22 protein-coding genes are annotated in these 21,718 nt (G+C 43.4%); 10 read left to right on the top strand and 12 right to left on the bottom strand.

From position 1 onward, the window contains the following. Window positions 1-8 precede the first annotated feature (8 nt). The 3 genes from gntP to gntR are packed head-to-tail and all read right to left on the bottom strand — an operon-like array spanning window position 9 to window position 3,649. Window positions 9-1,355: a gluconate permease GntP gene (gene gntP, locus NST22_RS20945; protein WP_003243139.1), complete on the bottom strand. Its 1,347-nt coding sequence runs from the start codon at window positions 1,353-1,355 to the stop codon at window positions 9-11. Between the two features lie 28 nt (window positions 1,356-1,383). Then, entirely contained in the window at window positions 1,384-2,925 is a 1,542-nt protein-coding gene (gntK, locus tag NST22_RS20940) for a gluconokinase (protein ID WP_009968422.1), read from the bottom strand. Then, window positions 2,918-3,649, bottom strand: a complete 732-nt coding sequence (gene gntR / locus NST22_RS20935) for a gluconate operon transcriptional repressor GntR (RefSeq protein ID WP_003243132.1) — start codon at window positions 3,647-3,649, stop codon at window positions 2,918-2,920. The genes gntK and gntR overlap by 8 nt, the downstream gene beginning before the upstream one ends. A 195-nt stretch (window positions 3,650-3,844) precedes the next feature. Here gntR and NST22_RS20930 point away from each other — a divergent pair, with 195 nt between their 5' ends. Continuing rightward, entirely contained in the window at window positions 3,845-4,993 is a 1,149-nt protein-coding gene (locus NST22_RS20930; protein ID WP_003242551.1) for a glycerate kinase, read from the top strand. A 92-nt stretch (window positions 4,994-5,085) separates the two neighbouring features. Next, window positions 5,086-6,117, top strand: coding sequence for a polysaccharide pyruvyl transferase family protein (locus NST22_RS20925; RefSeq protein WP_003242482.1), 1,032 nt, complete (start codon window positions 5,086-5,088; stop codon window positions 6,115-6,117). Window positions 6,118-6,156: 39 nt separating this feature from the next. Here the strand turns inward: NST22_RS20925 and NST22_RS20920 are convergent, their stop codons facing one another. Further along, complete coding sequence (locus NST22_RS20920) at window positions 6,157-6,849, bottom strand: LrgB family protein (protein ID WP_003227015.1); 693 nt, start codon at window positions 6,847-6,849, stop codon at window positions 6,157-6,159. Further along, window positions 6,819-7,223, bottom strand: coding sequence for a CidA/LrgA family holin-like protein (locus NST22_RS20915; protein ID WP_009968420.1), 405 nt, complete (start codon window positions 7,221-7,223; stop codon window positions 6,819-6,821). The genes NST22_RS20920 and NST22_RS20915 overlap by 31 nt, the downstream gene beginning before the upstream one ends. Before the next feature lie 226 nt (window positions 7,224-7,449). Here NST22_RS20915 and NST22_RS20910 point away from each other — a divergent pair, with 226 nt between their 5' ends. Continuing rightward, the gene (locus tag NST22_RS20910; RefSeq protein WP_003243994.1) at window positions 7,450-7,881 is read left to right on the top strand and encodes a MarR family transcriptional regulator; all 432 of its coding nucleotides are present in this window, start codon (window positions 7,450-7,452) and stop codon (window positions 7,879-7,881) included. Between the two features lie 56 nt (window positions 7,882-7,937). Here NST22_RS20910 and NST22_RS20905 read toward each other — a convergent pair whose 3' ends face one another. Further along, the gene (locus tag NST22_RS20905) at window positions 7,938-9,008 is read right to left on the bottom strand and encodes an SDR family oxidoreductase (RefSeq protein WP_003244500.1); all 1,071 of its coding nucleotides are present in this window, start codon (window positions 9,006-9,008) and stop codon (window positions 7,938-7,940) included. A gap of 130 nt (window positions 9,009-9,138) precedes the next feature. On the opposite strand from NST22_RS20905, the gene yxaF reads away from it, so the two are divergent. The 3 genes from yxaF to NST22_RS20890 all read left to right on the top strand — a co-directional run bounded on the left by yxaF (window position 9,139) and on the right by NST22_RS20890 (window position 12,137). After that, window positions 9,139-9,714, top strand: coding sequence for a transcriptional regulator YxaF (gene yxaF / locus NST22_RS20900; RefSeq protein WP_003227022.1), 576 nt, complete (start codon window positions 9,139-9,141; stop codon window positions 9,712-9,714). 93 nt (window positions 9,715-9,807) lie between these two features. After that, a complete protein-coding gene (qdoI, locus tag NST22_RS20895) occupies window positions 9,808-10,821 on the top strand; it encodes a quercetin 2,3-dioxygenase (RefSeq protein WP_003243000.1) in 1,014 nt (337 codons plus the stop codon). 107 nt (window positions 10,822-10,928) lie between these two features. After that, the gene (locus NST22_RS20890) at window positions 10,929-12,137 is read left to right on the top strand and encodes a DUF418 domain-containing protein (RefSeq protein WP_003244185.1); all 1,209 of its coding nucleotides are present in this window, start codon (window positions 10,929-10,931) and stop codon (window positions 12,135-12,137) included. A gap of 29 nt (window positions 12,138-12,166) precedes the next feature. On the opposite strand, the gene NST22_RS20885 is transcribed toward NST22_RS20890, so the two are convergent. Beyond that, complete coding sequence (locus NST22_RS20885; protein WP_003242940.1) at window positions 12,167-12,622, bottom strand: RDD family protein; 456 nt, start codon at window positions 12,620-12,622, stop codon at window positions 12,167-12,169. A gap of 256 nt (window positions 12,623-12,878) precedes the next feature. Between NST22_RS20885 and NST22_RS20880 the strand changes: the two genes are divergently transcribed. Both NST22_RS20880 and NST22_RS20875 read left to right on the top strand, forming a co-directional pair. Next, window positions 12,879-13,304 (top strand): DUF5391 family protein, encoded by a 426-nt coding sequence (locus NST22_RS20880; protein ID WP_003242533.1) that lies wholly within the window; start codon window positions 12,879-12,881, stop codon window positions 13,302-13,304. A 100-nt stretch (window positions 13,305-13,404) separates the two neighbouring features. Then, complete coding sequence (locus NST22_RS20875) at window positions 13,405-14,637, top strand: PQQ-binding-like beta-propeller repeat protein (protein ID WP_003243209.1); 1,233 nt, start codon at window positions 13,405-13,407, stop codon at window positions 14,635-14,637. A 63-nt stretch (window positions 14,638-14,700) separates the two neighbouring features. On the opposite strand, the gene NST22_RS20870 is transcribed toward NST22_RS20875, so the two are convergent. From NST22_RS20870 to NST22_RS20850, 5 genes are read right to left on the bottom strand one after another with little or no spacing between them, the layout of a single operon-like run. Then, on the bottom strand, window positions 14,701-15,900 hold the full coding sequence (locus NST22_RS20870) for an MFS transporter (protein WP_003244232.1): 1,200 nt from the start codon (window positions 15,898-15,900) through the stop codon (window positions 14,701-14,703). Then, window positions 15,897-18,140 (bottom strand): asparagine synthase (glutamine-hydrolyzing), encoded by a 2,244-nt coding sequence (gene asnB / locus NST22_RS20865; RefSeq protein WP_003244103.1) that lies wholly within the window; start codon window positions 18,138-18,140, stop codon window positions 15,897-15,899. The genes NST22_RS20870 and asnB overlap by 4 nt, the downstream gene beginning before the upstream one ends. A gap of 20 nt (window positions 18,141-18,160) precedes the next feature. Next, on the bottom strand, window positions 18,161-18,643 hold the full coding sequence (locus NST22_RS20860) for a hypothetical protein (protein ID WP_003243073.1): 483 nt from the start codon (window positions 18,641-18,643) through the stop codon (window positions 18,161-18,163). Window positions 18,644-18,646: 3 nt separating this feature from the next. Continuing rightward, complete coding sequence (locus NST22_RS20855) at window positions 18,647-18,916, bottom strand: PqqD family protein (RefSeq protein ID WP_003242779.1); 270 nt, start codon at window positions 18,914-18,916, stop codon at window positions 18,647-18,649. Further along, window positions 18,916-19,650, bottom strand: coding sequence for a class I SAM-dependent methyltransferase (locus NST22_RS20850; protein WP_003243600.1), 735 nt, complete (start codon window positions 19,648-19,650; stop codon window positions 18,916-18,918). The genes NST22_RS20855 and NST22_RS20850 overlap by 1 nt, the downstream gene beginning before the upstream one ends. A gap of 508 nt (window positions 19,651-20,158) precedes the next feature. Here NST22_RS20850 and NST22_RS20845 point away from each other — a divergent pair. Next, complete coding sequence (locus NST22_RS20845; protein WP_003243554.1) at window positions 20,159-21,151, top strand: cupin domain-containing protein; 993 nt, start codon at window positions 20,159-20,161, stop codon at window positions 21,149-21,151. 79 nt (window positions 21,152-21,230) lie between these two features. After that, on the top strand, window positions 21,231-21,710 hold the full coding sequence (locus tag NST22_RS20840; protein WP_003244176.1) for a GNAT family N-acetyltransferase: 480 nt from the start codon (window positions 21,231-21,233) through the stop codon (window positions 21,708-21,710). Window positions 21,711-21,718: the final 8 nt, after the last annotated feature.

The raw sequence follows: 21,718 nt of genomic DNA, 5'->3' as shown, positions 1-21,718 counted from the left end.
TCTTAATTTCATACAACTAAACTTAACAATAAAATGAATCCCAGTCCAGCAACGGAAATAATGGTTTCCAGCAATGTCCATGTGGCGAATGTTTCTTTCATGCTTAATCCGAAGTATTCCTTGAACATCCAGAAGCCGGCGTCATTGACGTGTGAAGCGATGACACTTCCGGCTCCTGTTGCGAGTACGACTAACGCCAGGTTAACATCAGAATGGCCCAATAACGGAATGACCAGACCTGTTGTGCTTAGTGCGGCAACAGTCGCCGATCCTAGAGAAATGCGCAGGATCGCTGCGATGAGCCATGCCAGAATGATTGGCGATAATGCCGTTCCTTTGAATAAGTCTGCTACGTAATCGCCGACACCGCCGTTGATCAGCACTTGTTTGAAGGCGCCGCCTCCTCCGATGATCAAAAGCATCATGCCGATTTGTGAAATGGCAGTTGAACAAGAATCCATCACGGTTTTGACTGGAATGTTGCGCTTGATGCCCATTGTATAGACTGCGACCAATAACGAAATAATCATAGCAGTCGATGCGTTTCCAATCAATCTGATAAAAGCTAAAACTCCGTTATCTGCAAACCCGATTGTTTCTTGAAGCAGGTCGATAATGGTCGCGACCGACATGATGATAATCGGGAGCATTGCAGTAAAGACACTGATTCCAAAGCCGGGTGTTTCTTCAAGGTTAAATGTTTTTTGTGTGCCGAGTGATGCAATATTGCCGTTTTTCGCAAATGATGCAGGAACGATTTTTTTCGCGAACTTTGTAAATAACGGCCCTGCAATGAGCACTGTCGGAACAGCAACGATAAAGCCGTACAGCAGCACTTCTCCAATGTTTGCGCCATACTCACCGGCGATCGCCGTAGGTCCCGGGTGCGGCGGCAGGAAACCGTGTGTGACGGATAGTGCCGCGACCATCGGGATTCCGAGAAATAAAATAGAAATCTTCAATTCTCTTGAAATCGCAAAGACAATCGGAATTAATAGAACCAGTCCTACTTCAAAAAATAACGCAATCCCAATAATGAATGAGGCAATGACAACGGCCCATTGAATATTTTTCTCACCGAATTTGTTGACGAGCGTCATCGCAATGCGCTGTGCGCCTCCTGAATCCGCGATCAGTTTGCCCAGCATCGCACCGAGTCCGAAGATGAGCGCGATGTGGCCAAGAGTCCCCCCTATTCCTGCTTCGATGGAGCTGACAACTTTATCGAACGGCATCCCGAGTGCCAGTGCCACGCCGAACGATACGACCAGCAGGGAAATAAATGTGTTTAATTTTAAGCCCATAATCAGAAATAGTAATGCTAAGATCCCAAGTGCAACGATGATTAACGGCATGGTAATGCCCTCCCCTTCATGTCATGTACTATTTGTGTGTGATTAAGCCCCTCTGATAATCTGCAATTTGTGTATATTGATTTTCTAATAATCTTGATAGATTGATGAAAATCGGCATTAATGTTCTGTATTCCTTGGCTGAGTCTTCGATCGGCGTATGTCTGTATGTGCTGCCGATCATATCGGACACGGCGTCGAAAGAATCGATTTTTCCTGTTGCATACAGGCCTAAAATGCAGGCGCCGAGACATGAGCTTTCGTAGCTTTCCGGAACGACAACCTCTGATTCGAAGATATCCGACATCATTTGGCGCCAAACCTCCGACCTTGCAAAACCCCCTGTCGCTTGGATGCGGGTTACCGGGCCATCCATGCATTCAGTTAACGCCAAGAACACCGTGTACAGGTTGTAAATGACGCCTTCCAATGCCGCGCGTATCATATGCTCTTTCTTATGCGACATGGTCAAGCCGAAAAATGAGCCGCGTACATCCGGATTCCACAACGGAGCGCGTTCTCCGGCGAGATATGGGTGGAACAGCAGACCGTCAGAACCGGGTCTGACGCGTTGGGCAATTTTCGTCAGCACGTCATATGGATCAATGCCCAGCCGTGTCGCTGTTTCGATTTCGGAGGAGGCAAACTCGTCTCTGATCCAGCGAAGGACGATGCCCCCATTGTTCACAGGTCCCCCAATAACCCAATGCTTGTCCGTCAAGGCATAGCAAAAAATTCTCCCTTTTTCATCGGTTTGCGGCTTGTCAATAATCGTCCGAATGGCACCGCTTGTACCGATGGTGACGGCGATTTCACCCTTTTTAATGGCGTTGACGCCGAGGTTGGACAGCACGCCGTCGCTGGCGCCGATGACAAAAGGCGTTTCCGGATCGATTCCCATTTGGATCGCTATTTCCGGGCTGCAGTGCTGAAAGATCTCGGTTGTCGGCACGAGTTTGGATAAGTGATCCGGCGTGATGCCTGCGATGCGCAGTGCCTCTTCGTCCCAATCCAAGCCCTTCAGGTTCATCATGCCTGTCGCTGATGCCAATGAGTAATCGATGACATACTCATTGAACAGCTGTTTAAAAATGTATTCTTTGATGCCGATATATTTTTTTGCCTTGGAAGCGATTTCTTTTCTTTCATTCGTGATCCAGGCAATTTTACTTAACGGTGCCATCGGATGAATCGGTGTTCCCGTCCGTTTGTACACCTCATGTCCGTTCAATTCCTCTTTGATCTTATGCGCCCAGCCTTCACTTCTGTTGTCGGCCCATGTAATGCATGGCGTCAGCGGCTTGTCATTTTCGTCGATTGCAATGACGCTGTGCATGGCGCTGCTGAACGAAATGAAAGAGATCCGTTTTTCGGGATGCTGTTTTGTAATTCTCGCTGTTGTATGGATGACTGCCTGAAAAATCTCTTCCGGATTTTGTTCAGCTGTTGAGATGTCCGGTGTATAGAGCGGGTAGCCGATGCTTTCTTTCTGTACCACATCTCCGTTTTCACTGAACAGCACAGCTTTTGTGCTTGTCGTGCCGATATCGATTCCTAACATATAACTAGTCATTGTTGTATTCAGCTCCTTTTGCCAGCATTTGTTGTGAGAGCCATAGGTCTTCTACCTTATCCTGCACATCATCAAAGTTTTGGTGAAGAGACTGAATCATCAGCGCCCTATCCTTTGTTTTGATGGCTTGAATATAAAGCTCGTGGTTATCTAAAATCCTTGTGAAGTCTTCATACTTTTCCTTTAACCGTACCCGCATCGATAAAAGAATAAAGCTTTCCATGACGGGTTTTAGATTGTTCCAGATCATCTGAATGTATGAATGATCAATCGCTCGGATAATCGTTTCATGGAACAGCACATCTTGAAATGAAAATTCGTCAGCATCCTCATATTTGATTGAGACTTTCATCATTTCAAGAATTTTGCTGAGATCCTTAACTAAAGGCTCAATGTCTATTTTGACAAGCCGTTCAAAGACAAATGTTTCTAATAGTAACCGCACATCATAAATTTCCGCGATTTTCTTCTCAGTTAAACCAATTACGACCGCTCCCATTCGTTCTAAGCGGATGATTTTTTCGGATGCGAGTATTTTTAGCGCTTCGCGAACCGGCGAACGGCTTACTGAAAACTCGGCGGCGATTGTATTTTCTGATAAAATGGTACCGCTTTCAATCAGACCTGAAACGATCCGCATTCTCAGCTCGTATGCGACACGAACTCCGGTTGACGCTTTTGAGAGCCATTTTGCGGGATACAACAGGTCTTTGGAGTCTAGCATACACTCACCTTCCTCACTCAAGGAGTATACTTGTATACAAGTATGATAACGTGAATATTTCTTTTATGCAAACACTTTCATTTCTAATTTTTATTTAAATTTTTACCATATTGCATGGTATGTATTTCCAGATCAATTATGGTACATTGGAGATCAATAGGTTAAGTGAATCATGTTTTGAAAGAGGCGATTTGGATGAAAATCATCATTGCACCTGATTCTTTTAAGGAAAGCTTATCAGCTCTGGAGGCAGCCGAAGCGATAGAAAGAGGTTTCAAATCGGTCTTTCCGGGTGCTGATTACAGAAAATTGCCGGTGGCGGATGGCGGCGAGGGAACCGTTCAATCTCTGGTCGATGCGACCAATGGAAGGATCATAGAGCAAGTTGTCACAGGGCCGCTGGGGGAACCGGTGAGAGCTTTCTTTGGCATGATGGGAGATGGGAGAACAGCTGTGATTGAAATGGCTGCTGCTTCAGGGCTGCATCTGGTGCCTGTAGATAAGCGAAATCCGCTCATCACTACAACAAGGGGAACGGGAGAATTAATCGGAGCAGCTCTTGATGCGGGAGCGGAGCGATTGATCATCGGAATCGGCGGAAGCGCCACGAACGACGGGGGAGCCGGGATGATTCAGGCATTGGGCGGAAGGCTTCTTGATAACTCAGGCAGCGAGATTGGCCCAGGGGGCGGCGCGTTATCTCAGCTTGCATCAATAGATGTGAGCGGGCTTGATTCCAGATTGCGGAATGTCAAACTGGAAGTTGCCTGTGACGTGGACAATCCGTTAACAGGACCAAAGGGTGCTACGGCTGTTTTCGGGCCGCAAAAAGGCGCGACGGCCGACATGTTGGATGTACTAGACCAGAACGTAAGCCATTTCGCTGATATGGCAGAAAAAGCGCTCGGATCAACCTTCCGAGATACAGAGGGCGCCGGTGCAGCGGGCGGTCTTGGATGGAGCCTGCTAACTTATCTTCAGGCTGACCTGAAAAGAGGCATTGATATTGTCCTTGAAGCGGTTGATTTTGAAAGTATCGTTCAGGATGCAGACCTTGTGATTACCGGCGAGGGACGAATCGACAGCCAAACGGTTCATGGAAAAACACCGATCGGGGTGGCCAAGGCCGCTAAATCATACGATGTGCCCGTTATCGGCATTGCGGGATCAATTTCCCGAGACAGTAATGCCGTCTATCAACACGGAATCGATGCGCTTTTCAGCATCGTCCCCGGAGCCGTGCCACTAGAAGACGCGTTTGAACATGCCGCGGAATATATGGAAAGAACGGCGCGGGACATTGCAGCGTCTATCAAATTGGCGAAAACGATGTTTCTGATATAGCCGATGCACATGCCAATGCATAGCCATCCTTCTTTTTGGGTAGAGACAGTTAACACACAATGAGGAATTCATCCCAGAAGGAGGACGCAGATATGACTGTACAAGAAATCAAAGGCAAAAAACTAGTAAAAGGCATTGCGCCAAATGTGGAGCCGGAAGCTCTGTTAAATGATAAACGAAAAGTATTTTTGTTTGGTTCCCCTAGCTACACAAACATTGGCGACCAAGCGATTGCGTATGCGGAAGAGAAATTTATCAAAAATCATTTTCCGTATTATGAATACATTGAGATTATGGATTATGCGACGGATGAGGGCATTGAACTGGTGAAGGAGATCATTCGTGAAGACGATATTGTCTGCTTTACAGGCGGAGGGAATTTAGGAAACCTTTATCTCGATATTGAGGAAGACAGAAGAAAGGTCTTTTCGGCGTTTAAAGACTACAAATCAATTTCTCTGCCACAATCCGTTTATTTTGAGGATACAGAGGAAGGACAGAAGGAAAAGAAAAAAACACAGGATGCGTACCATCAAAATACAAACTTAACGATTGCTGCGCGTGAGACGCAAACACTGGATGTTGTGAAAGAGACCTTCAACTCCAATGTGATCTTTACACCGGACATGGTGCTTTCCTTGGATATTGTGCCGCGAGAGCTCGAGCGGGACGGCGTTCTCTTTATTTTAAGAGCGGATAAGGAGAAAGTGACTGACGAAGATTTTATTTCACAGATGAAGCAATGGGCAGAAAAAACAACTTACACAGAGCGTACCGATACGGTGCTGGATACGGTAGACACCATCGATTACGCTGATCGTGAAAAGCATTTTATGGAGATGCTGGACCGCATCGGCTCCAGTAAATTGGTGATTACCGACCGCCTTCACGCGATGATTTTCTCGATTATCACCAAAACACCTTGCCTTGTCTTTGGAAACAGCTATGGCAAAGCCAAACATTCATATCGGGATTGGCTTGAAAGCTTAAACTTCATTGAATATACGGATAAGAATGATGTTGAGGAGCTGGAGCGTATGATTGACCGCCTGCTTCAAGCAGAACCGAATGACGTTGATTTATCTAAGGACTTTCAGCCGTTGATTGATTTTTTTGCTTCTTAAACGAAAAAGACTGCCCTCCCCCGGGGCAGTCTTTCTTTGTTAAATATGAAACAGCCAGACGACGAGCGGGCCGAAGAATGAGCCGAGCACCGCACAAAGCGTCATGGAGACGGAACTCATGGATACGGCCAATTCCCCATATTCCAACGCTTTGGAGGTACCCAGTGCATGGGAGGCGCTGCCTAATGCAATGCCTTGTCCTAGGGAGCTGCGTATGCGAAGCCATTTTAGGAAAAGCGGCCCGAGGATGACGCCTGAAAAGCCCGCAATCATGACAAATACGACTGTCATGGAAGGGACGCCGCCAAGACCGGCGGCGATCTGAATAGCGACAGGGGTTGTGATCGATTTTGGCAGAATGGATAATAAGAGATCATGATCAATCCCGAATGCTTCTGCGAAGATCAGCCCGCTGATCATTCCCATGCATAAGCCGACCAGGACGCCGCCTAAAATGGGAACACAATGTTTGACAATGATATGCCATTGCTTATAAAGCGGATAGGCCAGCGCCACAACAGCCGGCCCAAGCAAAGAATTGATCCATTTCCCCCCGATCATATAGCCTTCATAGGAAACATGAAACATCATCAAAGCCGCTACAATCAAAATTGTCGTTGTCAGAACAGGGATCAGAAATGGAAGCGGGAATCGCTTATAGAGTTTGACCATCGCTAAATAAGCGGCAACTGTTAAAAGAATTATAATGATCGCGATACATGCTTGCTGCATTTCTCTTTCTCCTCCCGTTTTTTTGCTTTTTTCTCTAATAGCTGGCTGGCGAATCCAGCCGCAATGATCGTGACGATGGTGCTGAGAACGACTGTAATCAGCAGCATCAGGCCATTGAATGAAATGAGAGACGGATAGTTTATCACTCCTGTCATTGCCGGGATGAACAACAATGGAAGGAAGGATAATAAAAACCCTGCTCCGTCTTCAATGATGGAGACGGGAACAATACGGAGGCCCAAGCAGATCAGAAGCAATACCAATCCAACGATGCTTCCTGACACGGGTAAATGAAACAGATGCTGAATGGCTTCCCCGATCATAAAAAATACATATAATATCAACACTTGCAAAATAATTCGTATGACTTTCACATCAAGTGCTGCTCTCCAATCAGAACAGCTTCCTCCTTTCTGGTGCTTGCTTCTAGGATGGTTCTGAGGAATCGCTTTACTTTCTTTTTATATGATTGTACTATACAAGTATAATAATTGATTTAGTCATATAACGACTTGTATTTATTCAGTTAATGTACATTTGTATTATACAAGTATATATGATGTTGTCAATGCCGGAGATTGGAATAGGGAGCGAGAGCGATTGCAAAATCAAAATCCAGTTGAATTAATTGAATATGAGCTGACGACTTTTATCAGGAGAGCTGTTTATCTGGATCAATCGGAGAAAAGAACAGGGAATTTGGAGAGATCTTCGTACTTATTACTGAGACAATTGGATGAGTTTGGGCCTGCTCGTGTTAAGGAATTGGCTGAATCGTTTAAGCTTGATATTTCTACTCTTTCAAGACAAGCAGCTGCATTAGAGGCAAAGGAGCTCATCTATCGTTTCTCAGACCCGTCTGATGGGAGAGTCAGCCTGTTTACCATTACAAAACTCGGCAAACAACTATTAAAAGCCGATCAGCAAAAGCGCCTTGAACGTTATGAACAGATGCTGAAAGAATGGTCAACACAGGAAAAAGAGATGTTCGGCGAGCTGCTGCAGCGTATGAACAAGGCTTTTATCGATTAACAGCTGAAAAACCCATGGTTCGCTGGAACAGCATGGGTTTTTCTTATGGTCAGAGATTATCTGCATCGTTTGGCGGCAGCCCAAGCCACTAGTCCGGCAACAACAGCCGCCGATACAATTGGGCGCTTCGTCGCTTTTGTGTAGTAGCTTCTTGACCTCATCCATCCTTTATTTGTGCCTCTGTCATGCATACCGCAGCCAGCATCATAAAGAGCGCTTTCTTCTCTCGGATTGGACGGTCTTTCGGCATGCTGGCTGTGATACATGATTTTTTCCATCAGTCTGTCGGTCAGACGAGGAAAAAGCGCGCCCAGCATGGCGATGGCTTTGGCCTGTGAGCCGATGTACATGTCGCGCTTAGGGTGTTCGGCGGCAAACAGGATCGCTTCGGCGACCGCTTCCGGCGGATAGATCATGGAGCGGTAATGAGCCGGCTGTTTGTCGAGGTAGCTGTGCGCATGCTCGTTATATGGTGTGTCAATTCTGCCCGGGTGGATGAGCGTTACCGAGACGGGCGCCTGTTCCTTTTCAAGCTCCATTCGGATGCTTTCCGTCCAGCCGTGAAGCGCAAATTTGGCAGATGCATATGTGGATTGAATGACCGTTCCCCTGTCTCCGAACAGGCTTCCTACATTAATGAGTGCGCCCGGCACACCTCTGCCGGTGTAGTGTTTGACAGCCGCTCTTGTTCCGTAAACAGGTCCCCAGAAATTTGTGTCGAACATGCGCTTCATGTCTTCGACGGTGACGTCCATGGCGTGTCCGAAAGTCGAGACGGCCGCATTGTTGACCCATGTATCAAAGCGGCCGAATGTGCTGATCGCGGTTTCTGCGATGCGGTTGACGTCCTCTTCTTTTCCGACATCCGCCTTTACCCATATGGCGTCGTGCCCTTTTTCCTTAAGTTCATCAGTGAGCTCCTTCAGCGCCTCTTCATTTCGCGCTGCTGCCACGACCTTTGCGCCTTTTTCAGCTGCCATTCTCGCCGTGACAAGTCCGATACCGCTTGAAGCGCCGGTAATGACGATCACCTGATCCTTAAGCTTTTTCAGTTTGAGCTTTGTTTTTATGGCGGGGTTCTGTTGTTCAAGCTGCTCTGTATTTGTGACTGAATGATCGATTGTCATTGAGAGATCCCTCCTAGACGCTGTTTTTGTACATTACCCCATCCGGAAGGGTCTTACCCCTTTTGACAATCACAGGGTTCTTTTTTATATTATATAAGTCGCTCTACCATACCTAGGAGGGAATGTTTTAATGACTAGCAGAGGAGATTCACGTGAAAAAATCCTTCACACGGCGTCACGTCTGTTCCAGCTGCAAGGATATCACGCGACAGGTTTGAACCAGATTGTAAAAGAAAGCGGTGCTCCAAAAGGATCGCTTTATCACTTTTTTCCGAATGGCAAAGAAGAACTAGCAATTGAAGCGGTTACATATACAGGTAAGATCGTTGAACATCTGATACAGCAAAGCATGGATGAATCCTCTGATCCTGTTGAAGCGATTCAGCTTTTTATCAAAAAAACAGCCAGCCAATTTGACAACACAGAAAGCATTAAAGGTATTCCAGTCGGTTTGCTGGCGAGTGAGACAGCGTTAATCAGTGAACCGCTGCGGACGGTTTGCATGAAGGTGTTTAAAAGCTGGGAAGCGGTTTTTGCCAGAAAATTAATGGAAAACGGATTTGCAGAAGAAGAAGCAAATCAGCTTGGAACGCTGATTAATTCGATGATTGAGGGCGGCATCATGCTTTCGTTAACGAATAAAGACAAAACGCCTCTTCTTCTCATTGCCGAACAAATACCAGTGCTGGTGAGAAAAAAAGGGTAGCATTTTGTTATCCTTTCTCCTACAATTATATAGAACGGTCTAGACAAATGAATGATAATATATAGACTGGTCTAAATTGGAGGAAGCGATAATATGAAAACATTATGTACACATTCATTGCCTAAAGAAAAAATGCCTTATTTGCTCCGGAGCGGAGAAGGCGAGCGCTATCTGTTCGGCAGACAGGTTGCCACGGTGATGGCGAATGGGAGGAGCACAGGTGATTTGTTTGAGATCGTGCTTCTTTCCGGGGGAAAAGGAGATGCCTTTCCGCTTCACGTCCACAAGGACACACATGAAGGAATTCTCGTTTTGGACGGGAAACTGGAACTGACACTTGATGGTGAACGCTATTTATTAATATCAGGTGATTATGCCAACATTCCGGCGGGAACACCGCACAGCTACCGGATGCAGAGCCACAGAACAAGACTGGTGTCTTACACGATGAAAGGAAACGTAGCGCACTTGTATTCCGTTATTGGGAATCCGTATGATCACGCTGAACATCCGCCGTACGCAAGCGAAGAAGTCTCAAACGAGCGATTTGCAGAAGCAGCCGCTGTAGCGGACATTGTATTTCTAGATGAAGCAAAGCCTGCATGTTCGGCCAAATTAGCGGAACTTACAGAGCTGCCAGATGGAGCGGTTCCATACGTTCTTGAATCTGGAGAAGGAGATCGTCTGTTGACTGGAGATCAGCTTCACCGCATTGTGGCTGCACAAAAAAATACAGATGGCCAGTTTATCGTCGTATCATCTGAAGGCCCTAAAGGTGACCGAATCGTTGATCACTACCATGAATATCATACAGAAACATTTTATTGCCTTGAAGGCCAGATGACGATGTGGACAGATGGCCAGGAAATTCAGCTGAATCCGGGAGATTTCCTGCATGTCCCTGCAAATACCGTTCACTCCTATCGCCTTGATTCTCACTATACAAAGATGGTGGGCGTATTGGTTCCTGGTTTATTTGAACCGTTTTTCCGGACGTTAGGCGACCCGTATGAAGGCCACATCTTCCCATGTGAGCCTCAGGCTTTGCGCTTTGATCGCATTTTGCAGAATATCGAAGCATTAGATTTAAAGGTGATGAAACCATAAAGATGACAAGATTGTAAGGTTTTCATGCCGGCCTGACACCTAAATCGATGTTACCGCGCTTCATTTTTTCCTACCCTTAAGGTACAGAAAAAAGGAGCGTGATGGCTATGTCTTCATTACAGCCGACTTTAACAAATGAGCGGATCGGTGTGCTTGATGTGCTGAGAGGAATGGCGATTTTCGGCATCTTATTTGTCAATCTGGCACATTTCAGTTATCCGGATATGTATTTGTCTATGCTTGGAAAAGAGAATTTTTTCATGGATAAGTGGTCTGAAGCTGATTTTGCCGCCGCAGACATACTGAAATTCTTCATTCAAACAAAATGTATTTTATTGTTTTCCTTTTTATTTGGATTTGGCATGGTTGTCATGATGGAGAGAGCAGAAAACAAAGGGAAACGGTTTGTTCCGTTATATGTGAGAAGGTTAATGGCGCTTCTCTTGTTTGGAACGATTCATGCCTTTTTGATATGGGACGGGGATATTTTAACAGAATATGCCCTGCTCGGATTTGTCCTGCTCTTGTTTCGAAAAGCAAAGCCGAAAACACTGCTGATATGGGCGGTCTCTTTGTATCTTCTGTTTTCCATTCCGTTCATGTTGACAAGTTTTGATCAATCAAACGGACAGGAATGGGTACAAGCGGTAACACAGCAGGCAAAACAAGCGATTCATGTTTATGGAAGCGGCAGCCTGAAGGATATTGCAGAACAGCGGATCCACGACCGTCTTGTTTACATGTCTTCGAATGGCATGCTTACGTATAATCCGCTCAACTACTTCTTTGCATCCATTCCATATTTCAGCATGTTTTTGCTGGGAGCTGCGGCAGCAAAATCACGGTATTTGCATGAACCGGAAAAGCATCGCAAAGGATTAAAACGATTATGGATGGCTGGGCTTGTCATCGGCATCGGCGCCCAGGTGCTGTACAGTGTAACGGATAAAGAAATATGTTTGCTGATTGGCGCGCCTTTCCTCATGTTTTTCTATGTTACAACGGTTGTCTATCTTTATCATAAAACAAGAGTGAGAACAGTGCTGCAATCATTCTCCGCTGTTGGGAGGATGGCATTTACCAATTATTTGATGCAGTCTATTGTGTGTACTTGGATTTTTTATCATTACGGCTTGGGCCTGTATGGAAAAGTGTACCCTGCTGCCGGTGTGCTCATTACAATTGCTGTTTGTGCCGTTCAAATGGTCTTCAGCCACCTTTGGCTTCGTGTCTTTCGGATGGGGCCGTTTGAGTGGTTGTGGAGAAGCGCTACGTATCTGTCGTGGCAGCCTATTGCAAAGAAAACAAAAGTCTAGATGCCTATTGGCGTCTAGACTTTTTTCTATTATTTATACACGACACGTGTTTTGCAAATGATGTCATGCAGGCCTTTTTTCTCTCCAAAGGCGATCATGATAAACCCGATATAAAAGATGATTCCAGATAAGATATAGGCAAAGTAACGGCCAATTCCCTGTCCGACAGAAACCCGTTCACCTTGTTCATTGACCACTTTCAGGCCAAGAATTTTTTTGCCAAGTGTGCCTTGCATTTTAGAAGCTGTGAGCAGCCCGTAATATAACACGCTGATGACGATCATGATCAGCATAGTAGGCAAAAATGCAAGCGTCATGTATTTCACTAAATACTCTTCTTCCGTCATGTAAGGGTTTGTTGCCACAGCCCCAGCTACAAACACAGAATTGATAATAAATAGAATAATATAACTAGGAACAGATACAATAATGCCGTCAATAAAATAAGCTAAAAAACGAATCCAAAATCCTGCTGGTTTTTCCATGTATTTTTCTCTCTCCTCTGAATTAATCTGGAATAGTATACTTTGAAAAACATGTACATGCAATATGGTATGGTGATAAAATCCTGATATTACAGAAAAATGAGTCTTTTATCCTTTGTTTTTTACTATATAAATATACTAGAAAGAAGCATAGCATTTGTGTATGTATTCTGGAATTTTTTAAAAATATAATGAATATAACATTCAACTTACTTATAATAAAAAAGGTTAATATTTCTATTAAAGGAGGAGTTTGATGTCAAAAAAAAATAGCGTGGCGATCATGACAACCATTTCTGCGTTTCTTTTTTGCGCCGTGATTGTGGCGGCTTCACTTTCGCCGCTGGCCGGAACGGGAGCGGCGGCCAATCAGTTTAATTCAGCTGGCATGTGGTCAGCTGTCGGTATGATCCTTGTCTTGTATTTCATTCCATTTCTCGTTTATATGCTCGGAGTCGATGCAATGAGGTATGTCATGGCGGTGCTTTGCGGCTTCGGGCTTTTGATTCATTTGTCTTCGGCCGGTTTTATCTTGATGTTTAGTTTCTTTAGTGACCATCTGCTTTCTGAGGTGATCTTTGTTTTGGGAGTTAGTCTCGCTGCGGCTGCTGTCAACGTCATTTGGTTTGTGGCTGCATTTCGATCGGGTGCTGAAAAAACGTCCGTGAATACTCTTACATAGTTTTCTAGTTTGTGATGTTTTTGTGAAATAGATTTATAAAATGGATGAATATGTTATGATGGTCACAAATTAGAAGTTACATATAATGGGGGTCTCAATGATGGTCAAGTCATTTCGTATGAAAGCTTTGATTGCGGGAGCTGCGGTGGCGGCGGCTGTTTCGGCCGGCGCTGTTTCTGATGTGCCCGCTGCCAAAGTGCTTCAGCCGACAGCTGCTTATGCGGCGGAAACGGTGTTTTCTCAAAATAATGGAGCATCTGGCTTTTTGCCAGGAAGATATGATGTACAAGCGATGGCGCCTGCCATGTTTAACTGGTCACGCGAAAGCCGGTTCGCCGGAAATACAGACGGGACGCTGAAATGGCAAAACGACATCAGAACGACTCCGCAAAATGGAGCGGGGGCTGTGATTGACGGAGACGGCACAGTATATCTTCATTCCAGAGACGGGGAAATGAAAGCCTTTAATCCAGACGGCTCAGTCAAATGGGTGACGGGCAATCTTGGAAAAACATATACGCAATCTCCTGTACTTGGGACCAACGGCGTTATCTATTTGGCATCCTATGACAAAAAGATTTATTTTATTGACAAAGAAACGGGAGAAATTTTAACAACGGTTCCGTTAAGCGGCGGGCCAAGCTCTGAAACGGTGATCGGTTCAGACGGGACGTTGTATTTCTCAACACTTGATAATTATGTTCACGCGATCAAACCGACGTCAAAATCAACCTGGACAGAGCGCTGGAAGTTGAAAACAAATGGGGTCGTCAGCTCTGTGCCGGTGCTTGCCAAAAACGGCACCGTGTATGTCGGCACATATAATTACGTGTTTTATGCGATCAACTCCGGAACCGGACAGGTGAAATGGTCCAGAACGACGTCAAATGCGTTTAAAGGATATCCGGTGATTGATAAGGACGGAAACATTTATGCCGGCAACCAAGATGGACAGCTGTATGCTTATACATCAACAGGCAGTTTGAAATGGACATTCCCGCTAAACGGGTTCTCCAGCTCATCTCCTGCGATTGATCATAATGGCAATATCTACATCGGCTCAGGAAGCGGCGAGCTGTTTTCCATCAGCAAAAACGGGGATATGAACTGGTCATTCTACACAGACGGCCCTGTCAGAACGGCGCCGCTGATTGACGCGAAGGGAACGGTTTATTTCGGGTCAGATGATATGAAGGTTTATGCGGCAGACGCAAACGGCAATGAATTATGGAGCTATCAAACCGACAGCAACGTCGTGTCTTCTCCTCAGCTCGCTGAGGACGGAACACTTTATATTGGAAGTTATACGAAGCTGATGGCTTTTGGGAAATAACTGAATAGAATAGCAGAAGACCTTCTTTTAATAAGAAGGTCTTCTTACTGTGATACAAAACATTTACACTTGCTGGGATTTTTCAATCTGAACTTTCATATCATTGTCTTTAATCTTAGGCACTATCGTATAAAGGATAATAGGGATTAATAGAAATACAGCTACAACAACAAACATGGCAGAGAGCCCAAAGGCTGCGGAAATGATGCCGAAAATGACACCGGAAAGAATTTCTCCAATTGCTCCTACCCCTGAGTTTAACGAGAAAAGTGTGTTCTTGTATGAATCGGGGAAAAACTTATTTAAGTAACTTGTTACGATCGGATGATGAATATCTTCAATTGCAAGCAAAAACGCTGTACATGGAATGCCCAGCGGCCTGAATGCTCTAGACAATAGAAAAGTCATGACCATGCCCATGGAATCCAATGAGGTTAAAGCGAGATATGGATTTTTTTCGATCTTCTTTTCGAACCTGATGGTTAATGTCAAAAGAACGAGAGCGGTAAACCCTCCTAGGGCAAAAATATATCCCAGTGACTTTTCTGAAAAGCCTAAATCACTCAAAAAAGGCTGCCAGTAACGGGAAATTGTGTCATAGGCTGTGGCTGTAAAGAAACCGGCTATGACGATTAAAAGAACCCTTTTTTTGTTAAAGATAATTTTTAAACTTTCTTTGATAATCTTTATCGAATCATGTTGGTTCTGATCCCCATGATTTGTTTCGGAAACAGAAGGGACTTTAATAAATACAGACATCCAAATAAATAGTAATAAGTAGATCACCATAACGAGCAGGAAAGGAAAATAGATATTTAATGAATACAAATACCCGCTGGCAATACTTCCAATAATTAAAAAAGTGATTAGCAATTGTGTGTTTTTCATCATTTCTTTGCCGAATCGATCTTCCCCTGCGACACGGCTCATCCAAGTTTCAAAAGAACCGGAAATTAAGGAATCTGATAAAGCCCATATGATCATAGCCAGTATGCAAATAGCAGCTGAATCGATAAAAGGGAAGAAGGCCCATGTAAGGATGGAGAAAAAGAATGAACTGGCAATTGAAATTTTAATTCCATAACGATCAGCAAAAACGCCGGAAGGAACTTCAAATATAAGCTTAGCAATTTCAAGTACCGCTCCCATTAATCCAATCTGAAGGAAATCATAATCTTTAGATATCAGATAAAGAATCCAAATAGGCGAAAAAATCCCCATTGCTAATCCCCTAAGTGCGGAAAACGAATAAAAGATGCTCATCTATATGCTCCTTCTGGCAGATTTTTTTGTTTGATCAAAATGATATTGTGTTCGATGGCTTCTTGAATATATTTGGCCACTTCTTCAAGGCTGACACCATGTCTGTCTAAAATCGTATGAAGTGTGTCTTTTCCATTAATATCGCAGAGAATATGCAGCCAAGCTCCGACGTCTTCCTCCGAAACAATAAACTGAATAAATCCTTCTTCCGCAATGTAGATGCAATGCTCACTATCGCTTTCCGGCCTTAACAGAGTGACGCCAGGGTTTAGCGCCAAAATATCTTGTCCTTCACACTTATTGGCTGAGATATTTAAACGACTGGCAATATCACCTTCCTGTGAGTGCCAGTCTTTTATTGTTATCGATTCTAAATGGCTGGTTATGTCTAATTGAACAGAAGGGGTTTCTTTAGTCATTTTTGATAAAAGTCCCATGTTCACCAGTCTTAATAAAAATTCAAAATTTGTAAACTCAGGATCATCCTCCAAATATGTCATGATGGCATGAATGTGTTCAACCTGTATTATGCTGGAGGCATCGCTGTGAGAGAAGGCCTCCTCTATAAGCTGATAATTGTTTTTCTTCAGAAGATGAAACATCATTTTATGTGTATATCTCACGTCCTTACCATAGAAAAAAGGAACCTTTGGCCGGTGGGTATAGCTTGTATGCAGCTCATTTGTTAATGATTTTCGCAATACCGACTTATCCCATAACAAGTCTTTACGGAGTCCATCAGGTATTCCGCAAACCCATTCAACAAGCCGATGGTCCAAGAACGGTACACGGTTTTCGATATGATTAGCCGCGGCGATCCGATCTTCATGCCAGCAATTATACATTTGCAGATCACGGTATTTTGTCAGGACATACGATTGCCAAGGATCTGCTTGGCTGGAATCATTGCTCTTTAAATAAGAAAGGTTTATAGGAGAAAGTCCAAAATGCTCCTCCCACACTCTAAAGATATTTCCCTGCAGCCGATGCAGCCGGTTCATCTCCATCGTATTGACCGATTCAATAAATCCTTCCCAACTTGGGTTCTCGGCTGGTGAAAGTGTCGTGCTGTAACCGCCGTTAAATTCGTCGCTGCCCTGGCCGGTCAGCATGACTTTCAGGTTTGGCCTTATCGCTTTGGCATACTTATGTAAATGAAACTTATATAATTGTTCCGGTCCGCAAAACGGTGTTTCACAGATCCATAACAAATGTTTATATGACTCTGGTTGTAATAACTCATCGTTCCCTAATTGATAGAGAACCTGATGATTTGGAAGGTGTAAATCTTTAGCCAGCCAATGGGCATATTTTGCATCTTCATTTGTAAATGTACTTTGGCTTAATACTGTAAACGTATGGAGATCCTGTTTTTCTGCAGCAAAATGTGCGACTGCAGCTGAATCAATGCCACCGCTAAGAAACAACCCGACTTCAACGTCGCTTTGTAAACATCTATGGACTGAATCTGCCAGCAGTTCTCTATATCCTTCAATCAGGTCATCGGGATGGAGATTCTCACGATAGCCTTGCCTGAGCAAAATATCCTGTAAAGACCAATAGCTTGCTGTTTTTCGTTCATTTGTTGTCAAATTAATTTCGAGATAATGGCCAGCATCGAGATTTTGGATGTTTACAAAAAAGGAAGTGGTTTCTTTATGATTACTGGCTGCTTCCCCGCTTAGCCAAATGTCTGAGAGTGCTTCTTTCCAATTAAATTGGCGGGGACAGTGAGGATGAGAAAATAGGGATTTTATTTCAGAGGCAAATATAAGCTCGTGTTTTAGCTCTGTGTAAAAAAGCGGTTTAATCCCAAAGCGGTCACGAACTAAAAATACTTTGTTTTTATTTTTGTCCCAAATGGCTATTGAAAACATTCCGATGATGTCGTCTACAAATCCAATCCCTTTTTCTTCATATAAATGAACAATTACTTCACAATCAGATGTCGTTTTAAACATATGATTGTGTAAAGAAGCCTTCAGTTCTTTATAGTTATAAATTTCTCCATTTACCATAACGACGATTGATCCATCCTCATTTAAAAAGGGCTGCTGTCCATTTACAAGGTCAAGAATGGACAATCGCCGAAATGCAAAGCCGACTTTGGAATCAATATGATATTGTTCATCATCCGGTCCCCTATAGCTGATGGCATCTGCCATGCCTTTCAATATATGAAAGGTACATTCCTGAGAACGGGGAGCAGCCAGATTTATAATACCCGCGAGCCCGCACATATGTCTCCCTCCCAATAGCGTTATTGATGTTTATAGATATAAGCTGTCTCTACATCTGTTTCTTTTACAATATCGATTTTAATTCCGAGACGTTTTGCGTTTTCGATTGCGAGAATGGAAGCGTACGCAGAAAATTCTTCGGGATCAATTTCAAAATAAAAAAAGGCCTCACTAGGTTCTTTTTCATACCAAGTGTGGGTATTTACGACATATTTATCTTCTGTTTCAAACAATTCAATTTTGTCATAAAGTAAACGTCTTCCTTTTATAAAGAGTTCCACAAATGATCCAACTGGTTGTTGGCTGTTAATGTGTCTCCACTCATCATAATATCCTCTTTCCTCATATTGCTCGTGAATCCAGCTTACAATATCTTGATGAGTCAATCCTTGTTTTTTGGCAAAGGCAAGCAGAGTGATGATGTAATTTACGATTGATTTAGAACGGTGTGTACTCAGCTCATGTACATCGTCTGGTAAAGCAAGCACTTTTTGTTTTTCCAATTCTCATGCCCCCTGCTTAACTTTGATTGCTTCATGATCAATAAGCAACTCAAACAGCTCCATACAATCTTCTAAGCAGGTTTGATAATCAACATCATATTCATTGACGATTTTTGAGCAAATATCATGTATGCTGACCTTGCCGTCGATATGGTTATAAATATCTGATGCCATTTCATTTAAAGTGATGCCCGGCTCTATAATAATGCTTTTCAAATATTTTCTTGATGGCATTTCTGGATTTTTGGATAAAACAGTTGATTCATTGATCATTACAATGCACCTTCCTTTTCTTTTTCTATCGTTAACATCCATGTGACAGACTCAATTTCATGATCAGTACTTTGATCATTTTGTTCCCACAGGGGAGCATCCTCCAGCTCATCTAAGCTTTCTATAAAATCCTCCGGTAAAAAGTGAAAGGTTTCTAATGAATAATTGGGAATGCCGGCATCCTGAACAAACTGGTGAATGTCTTCAAAGGAATAACTTTCTTCAAATGCCTCTCTTACAAACCTGAAGTATTCCGGTTCTTTGATTTGTTTTCGCATAATCTCTAAATGGCTTCCTTGGGGATTAAATGTATCCAAAATGACAATTTTTCCGCCCGGAGCCAGAACTCTATAGCACTCTTTAAGTCCTTTAACAACGTCTTCCCAATGATGCAGGCAAGAGTAGGAGACGATGAAGTCAGCATATTGGTCAGCGTAAGATAAATGGTGGACATCTTCCAAATCAAATGAAATCAGGCTGCTTACTCCGCTTTTTTTAGCTTCTTCTTGAGCGATTTCATGCATGGCCGGGTTAATATCGACAGCATGCACGTGCGCATTTGTTCTTTTAGCCAACTGAATGCTTAAATAACCTGGACCTGTGCCCATATCGATAATGACTTTGTTTTTGGGGGAATACATCCGGGACAGTCTGGCGCCAAGCAAGGGGTAAAGATAGGATTGGTAAAGATCAACAAATTCTTTGTACGTTCTGCATTCTTCAGCCGTAATCATCTTCAGCATCCTCCTTATCAAGTTGGCGTGATAGCCTCAAACGTTAATCGTTTTGGATAAGATTAATGACCGCCAGCTGCTACAGCGCGGCGCAATTCAAAAAGGCGAGGTTTCTTATAAGCTTTTTTCATTGAGCATCCCTCCTAAAATAGAGTACTAGATGTCAAATGCTATATGAGATTAATGGCCGCCAGCTGCTACAGCACGGCGCAGTTCAAAAAGGCGAGGTTTCTTATAAGCTTTTTTCATTGAGCATCCCTCCTAAAATAGAGTACTAGATGTCAAATGCTATATGAGATTAATGGCCGCCAGCTGCTACAGCACGGCGCAGTTCAAAAAGACGAGGTTTCTTATAAGCCTTTTTCATCCTTTTCCCTCCTTCCTTGTAAAAAAATAGGCTATCACGCACAACTAAATATTATAATCCTCTGATAATTCTGTCAATATTTACTTTTAGAAAAAAATGTTATATCTTTGTGGTGAAGTTACTTTTTTTGGGAGGGATAATATGAGTGCTGTAACCGAATCGGTTTTGGAGTCTATCATCAGTCCTGTAACGATGAGTGAGTTTTTAGAAGAATATTGGCCTGTAAAACCTTTGGTAGCCAGAGGAGAAGTGGAGAGATTTACAAGCATACCGGGGTTTGAAAAGGTTAGAACGCTAGAAAACGTATTGGCTATCTACAATAATCCAGTCATGGTCGTTGGTGATGCTGTGATTGAAGAATCTGAAGGGATCACAGACAGATTTCTTGTGTCACCTGCAGAGGCTTTAGAGTGGTATGAAAAAGGGGCTGCATTAGAGTTTGATTTCACCGACCTATTTATTCCCCAAGTCAGAAGGTGGATAGAAAAACTCAAAGCGGAATTAAGACTGCCTGCGGGTACTTCTTCCAAAGCCATTGTTTACGCGGCGAAAAATGGCGGGGGATTCAAAGCCCATTTTGACGCCTACACCAACTTGATTTTTCAAATTCAAGGTGAGAAAACATGGAAGCTTGCCAAGAATGAAAATGTGAGCAATCCAATGCAGCACTATGATTTATCAGAGGCTCCTTACTATCCTGATGATTTACAGTCATATTGGAAAGGAGATCCGCCAAAAGAGGATCTGCCAGATGCAGAAATCGTTAATTTAACACCGGGAACCATGCTGTATTTGCCAAGAGGTTTATGGCACTCCACCAAATCTGATCAAGCAACGTTAGCTTTAAATATTACATTTGGCCAGCCTGCATGGCTTGACTTGATGCTAGCAGCTCTTCGAAAAAAATTAATCAGTGATAACAGATTTAGAGAACTCGCTGTAAATCATCAATCCCTACATGAATCGTCCAAATCAGAGTTAAATGGATATTTGGAAAGTCTGATTCAAACGTTATCAGAGAACGCAGAGACATTGACCCCAGAGCAAATCTTCCAATCTCAGGATTCAGATTTTGATCCTTATCAATCCACGCAATTGGTATTCAGACAGCTTTTGACAAGTTATAAGTTCTAGTAAATACTAGATAAGGGGATTAATGACATAAAATAGGTTGTTAATTCTCTTATTTTTGTTCAGCTAAAAGGAGGAAAATATGAATATTATTCCGACATGCCAGATACCTAAAGATCTTGTTTCCGCGTTTTTTCAAAAACACTGGGGCAGTCCGCAAATGGTTATTTCTAGCGGTATTTATAACTGCGATGAATTAGATGGTTATGGAATGCTCAACGATGATAACCAGATTGTTGGCCTTATTACATACATATTTGAAGAAGATGCCTGTGAAATCATTTCGCTGGATAGTGTCATTGAGAATAAAGGGATCGGAACAGCTCTGCTAGAGAAAGCCGAGGAAGCATGCAGAGAGAGAAATATCAAACAAATAAAACTGATCACAACCAATGATAATATTCATGCATTAGCGTTTTATCAGAAGAGAGGGTACCGGTTGGATCGACTATTTGTGAATGCAGTCGAGACGGCCAGAAAGATGAAGCCCGAAATTCCTTTACTGGCAGATAATAAAATACCTATCCGTGATGAATTGCTTTTGGTCAAGGAGTTACAATAAAAGGCGCT

Origin of the sequence: Bacillus sp. PS237 (assembly GCF_037963345.1) — a bacterium.
GTDB classification, from domain to species: domain Bacteria; phylum Bacillota; class Bacilli; order Bacillales; family Bacillaceae; genus Bacillus; species Bacillus subtilis.
This window is presented reverse-complemented; position numbering and strand designations above follow the sequence as displayed.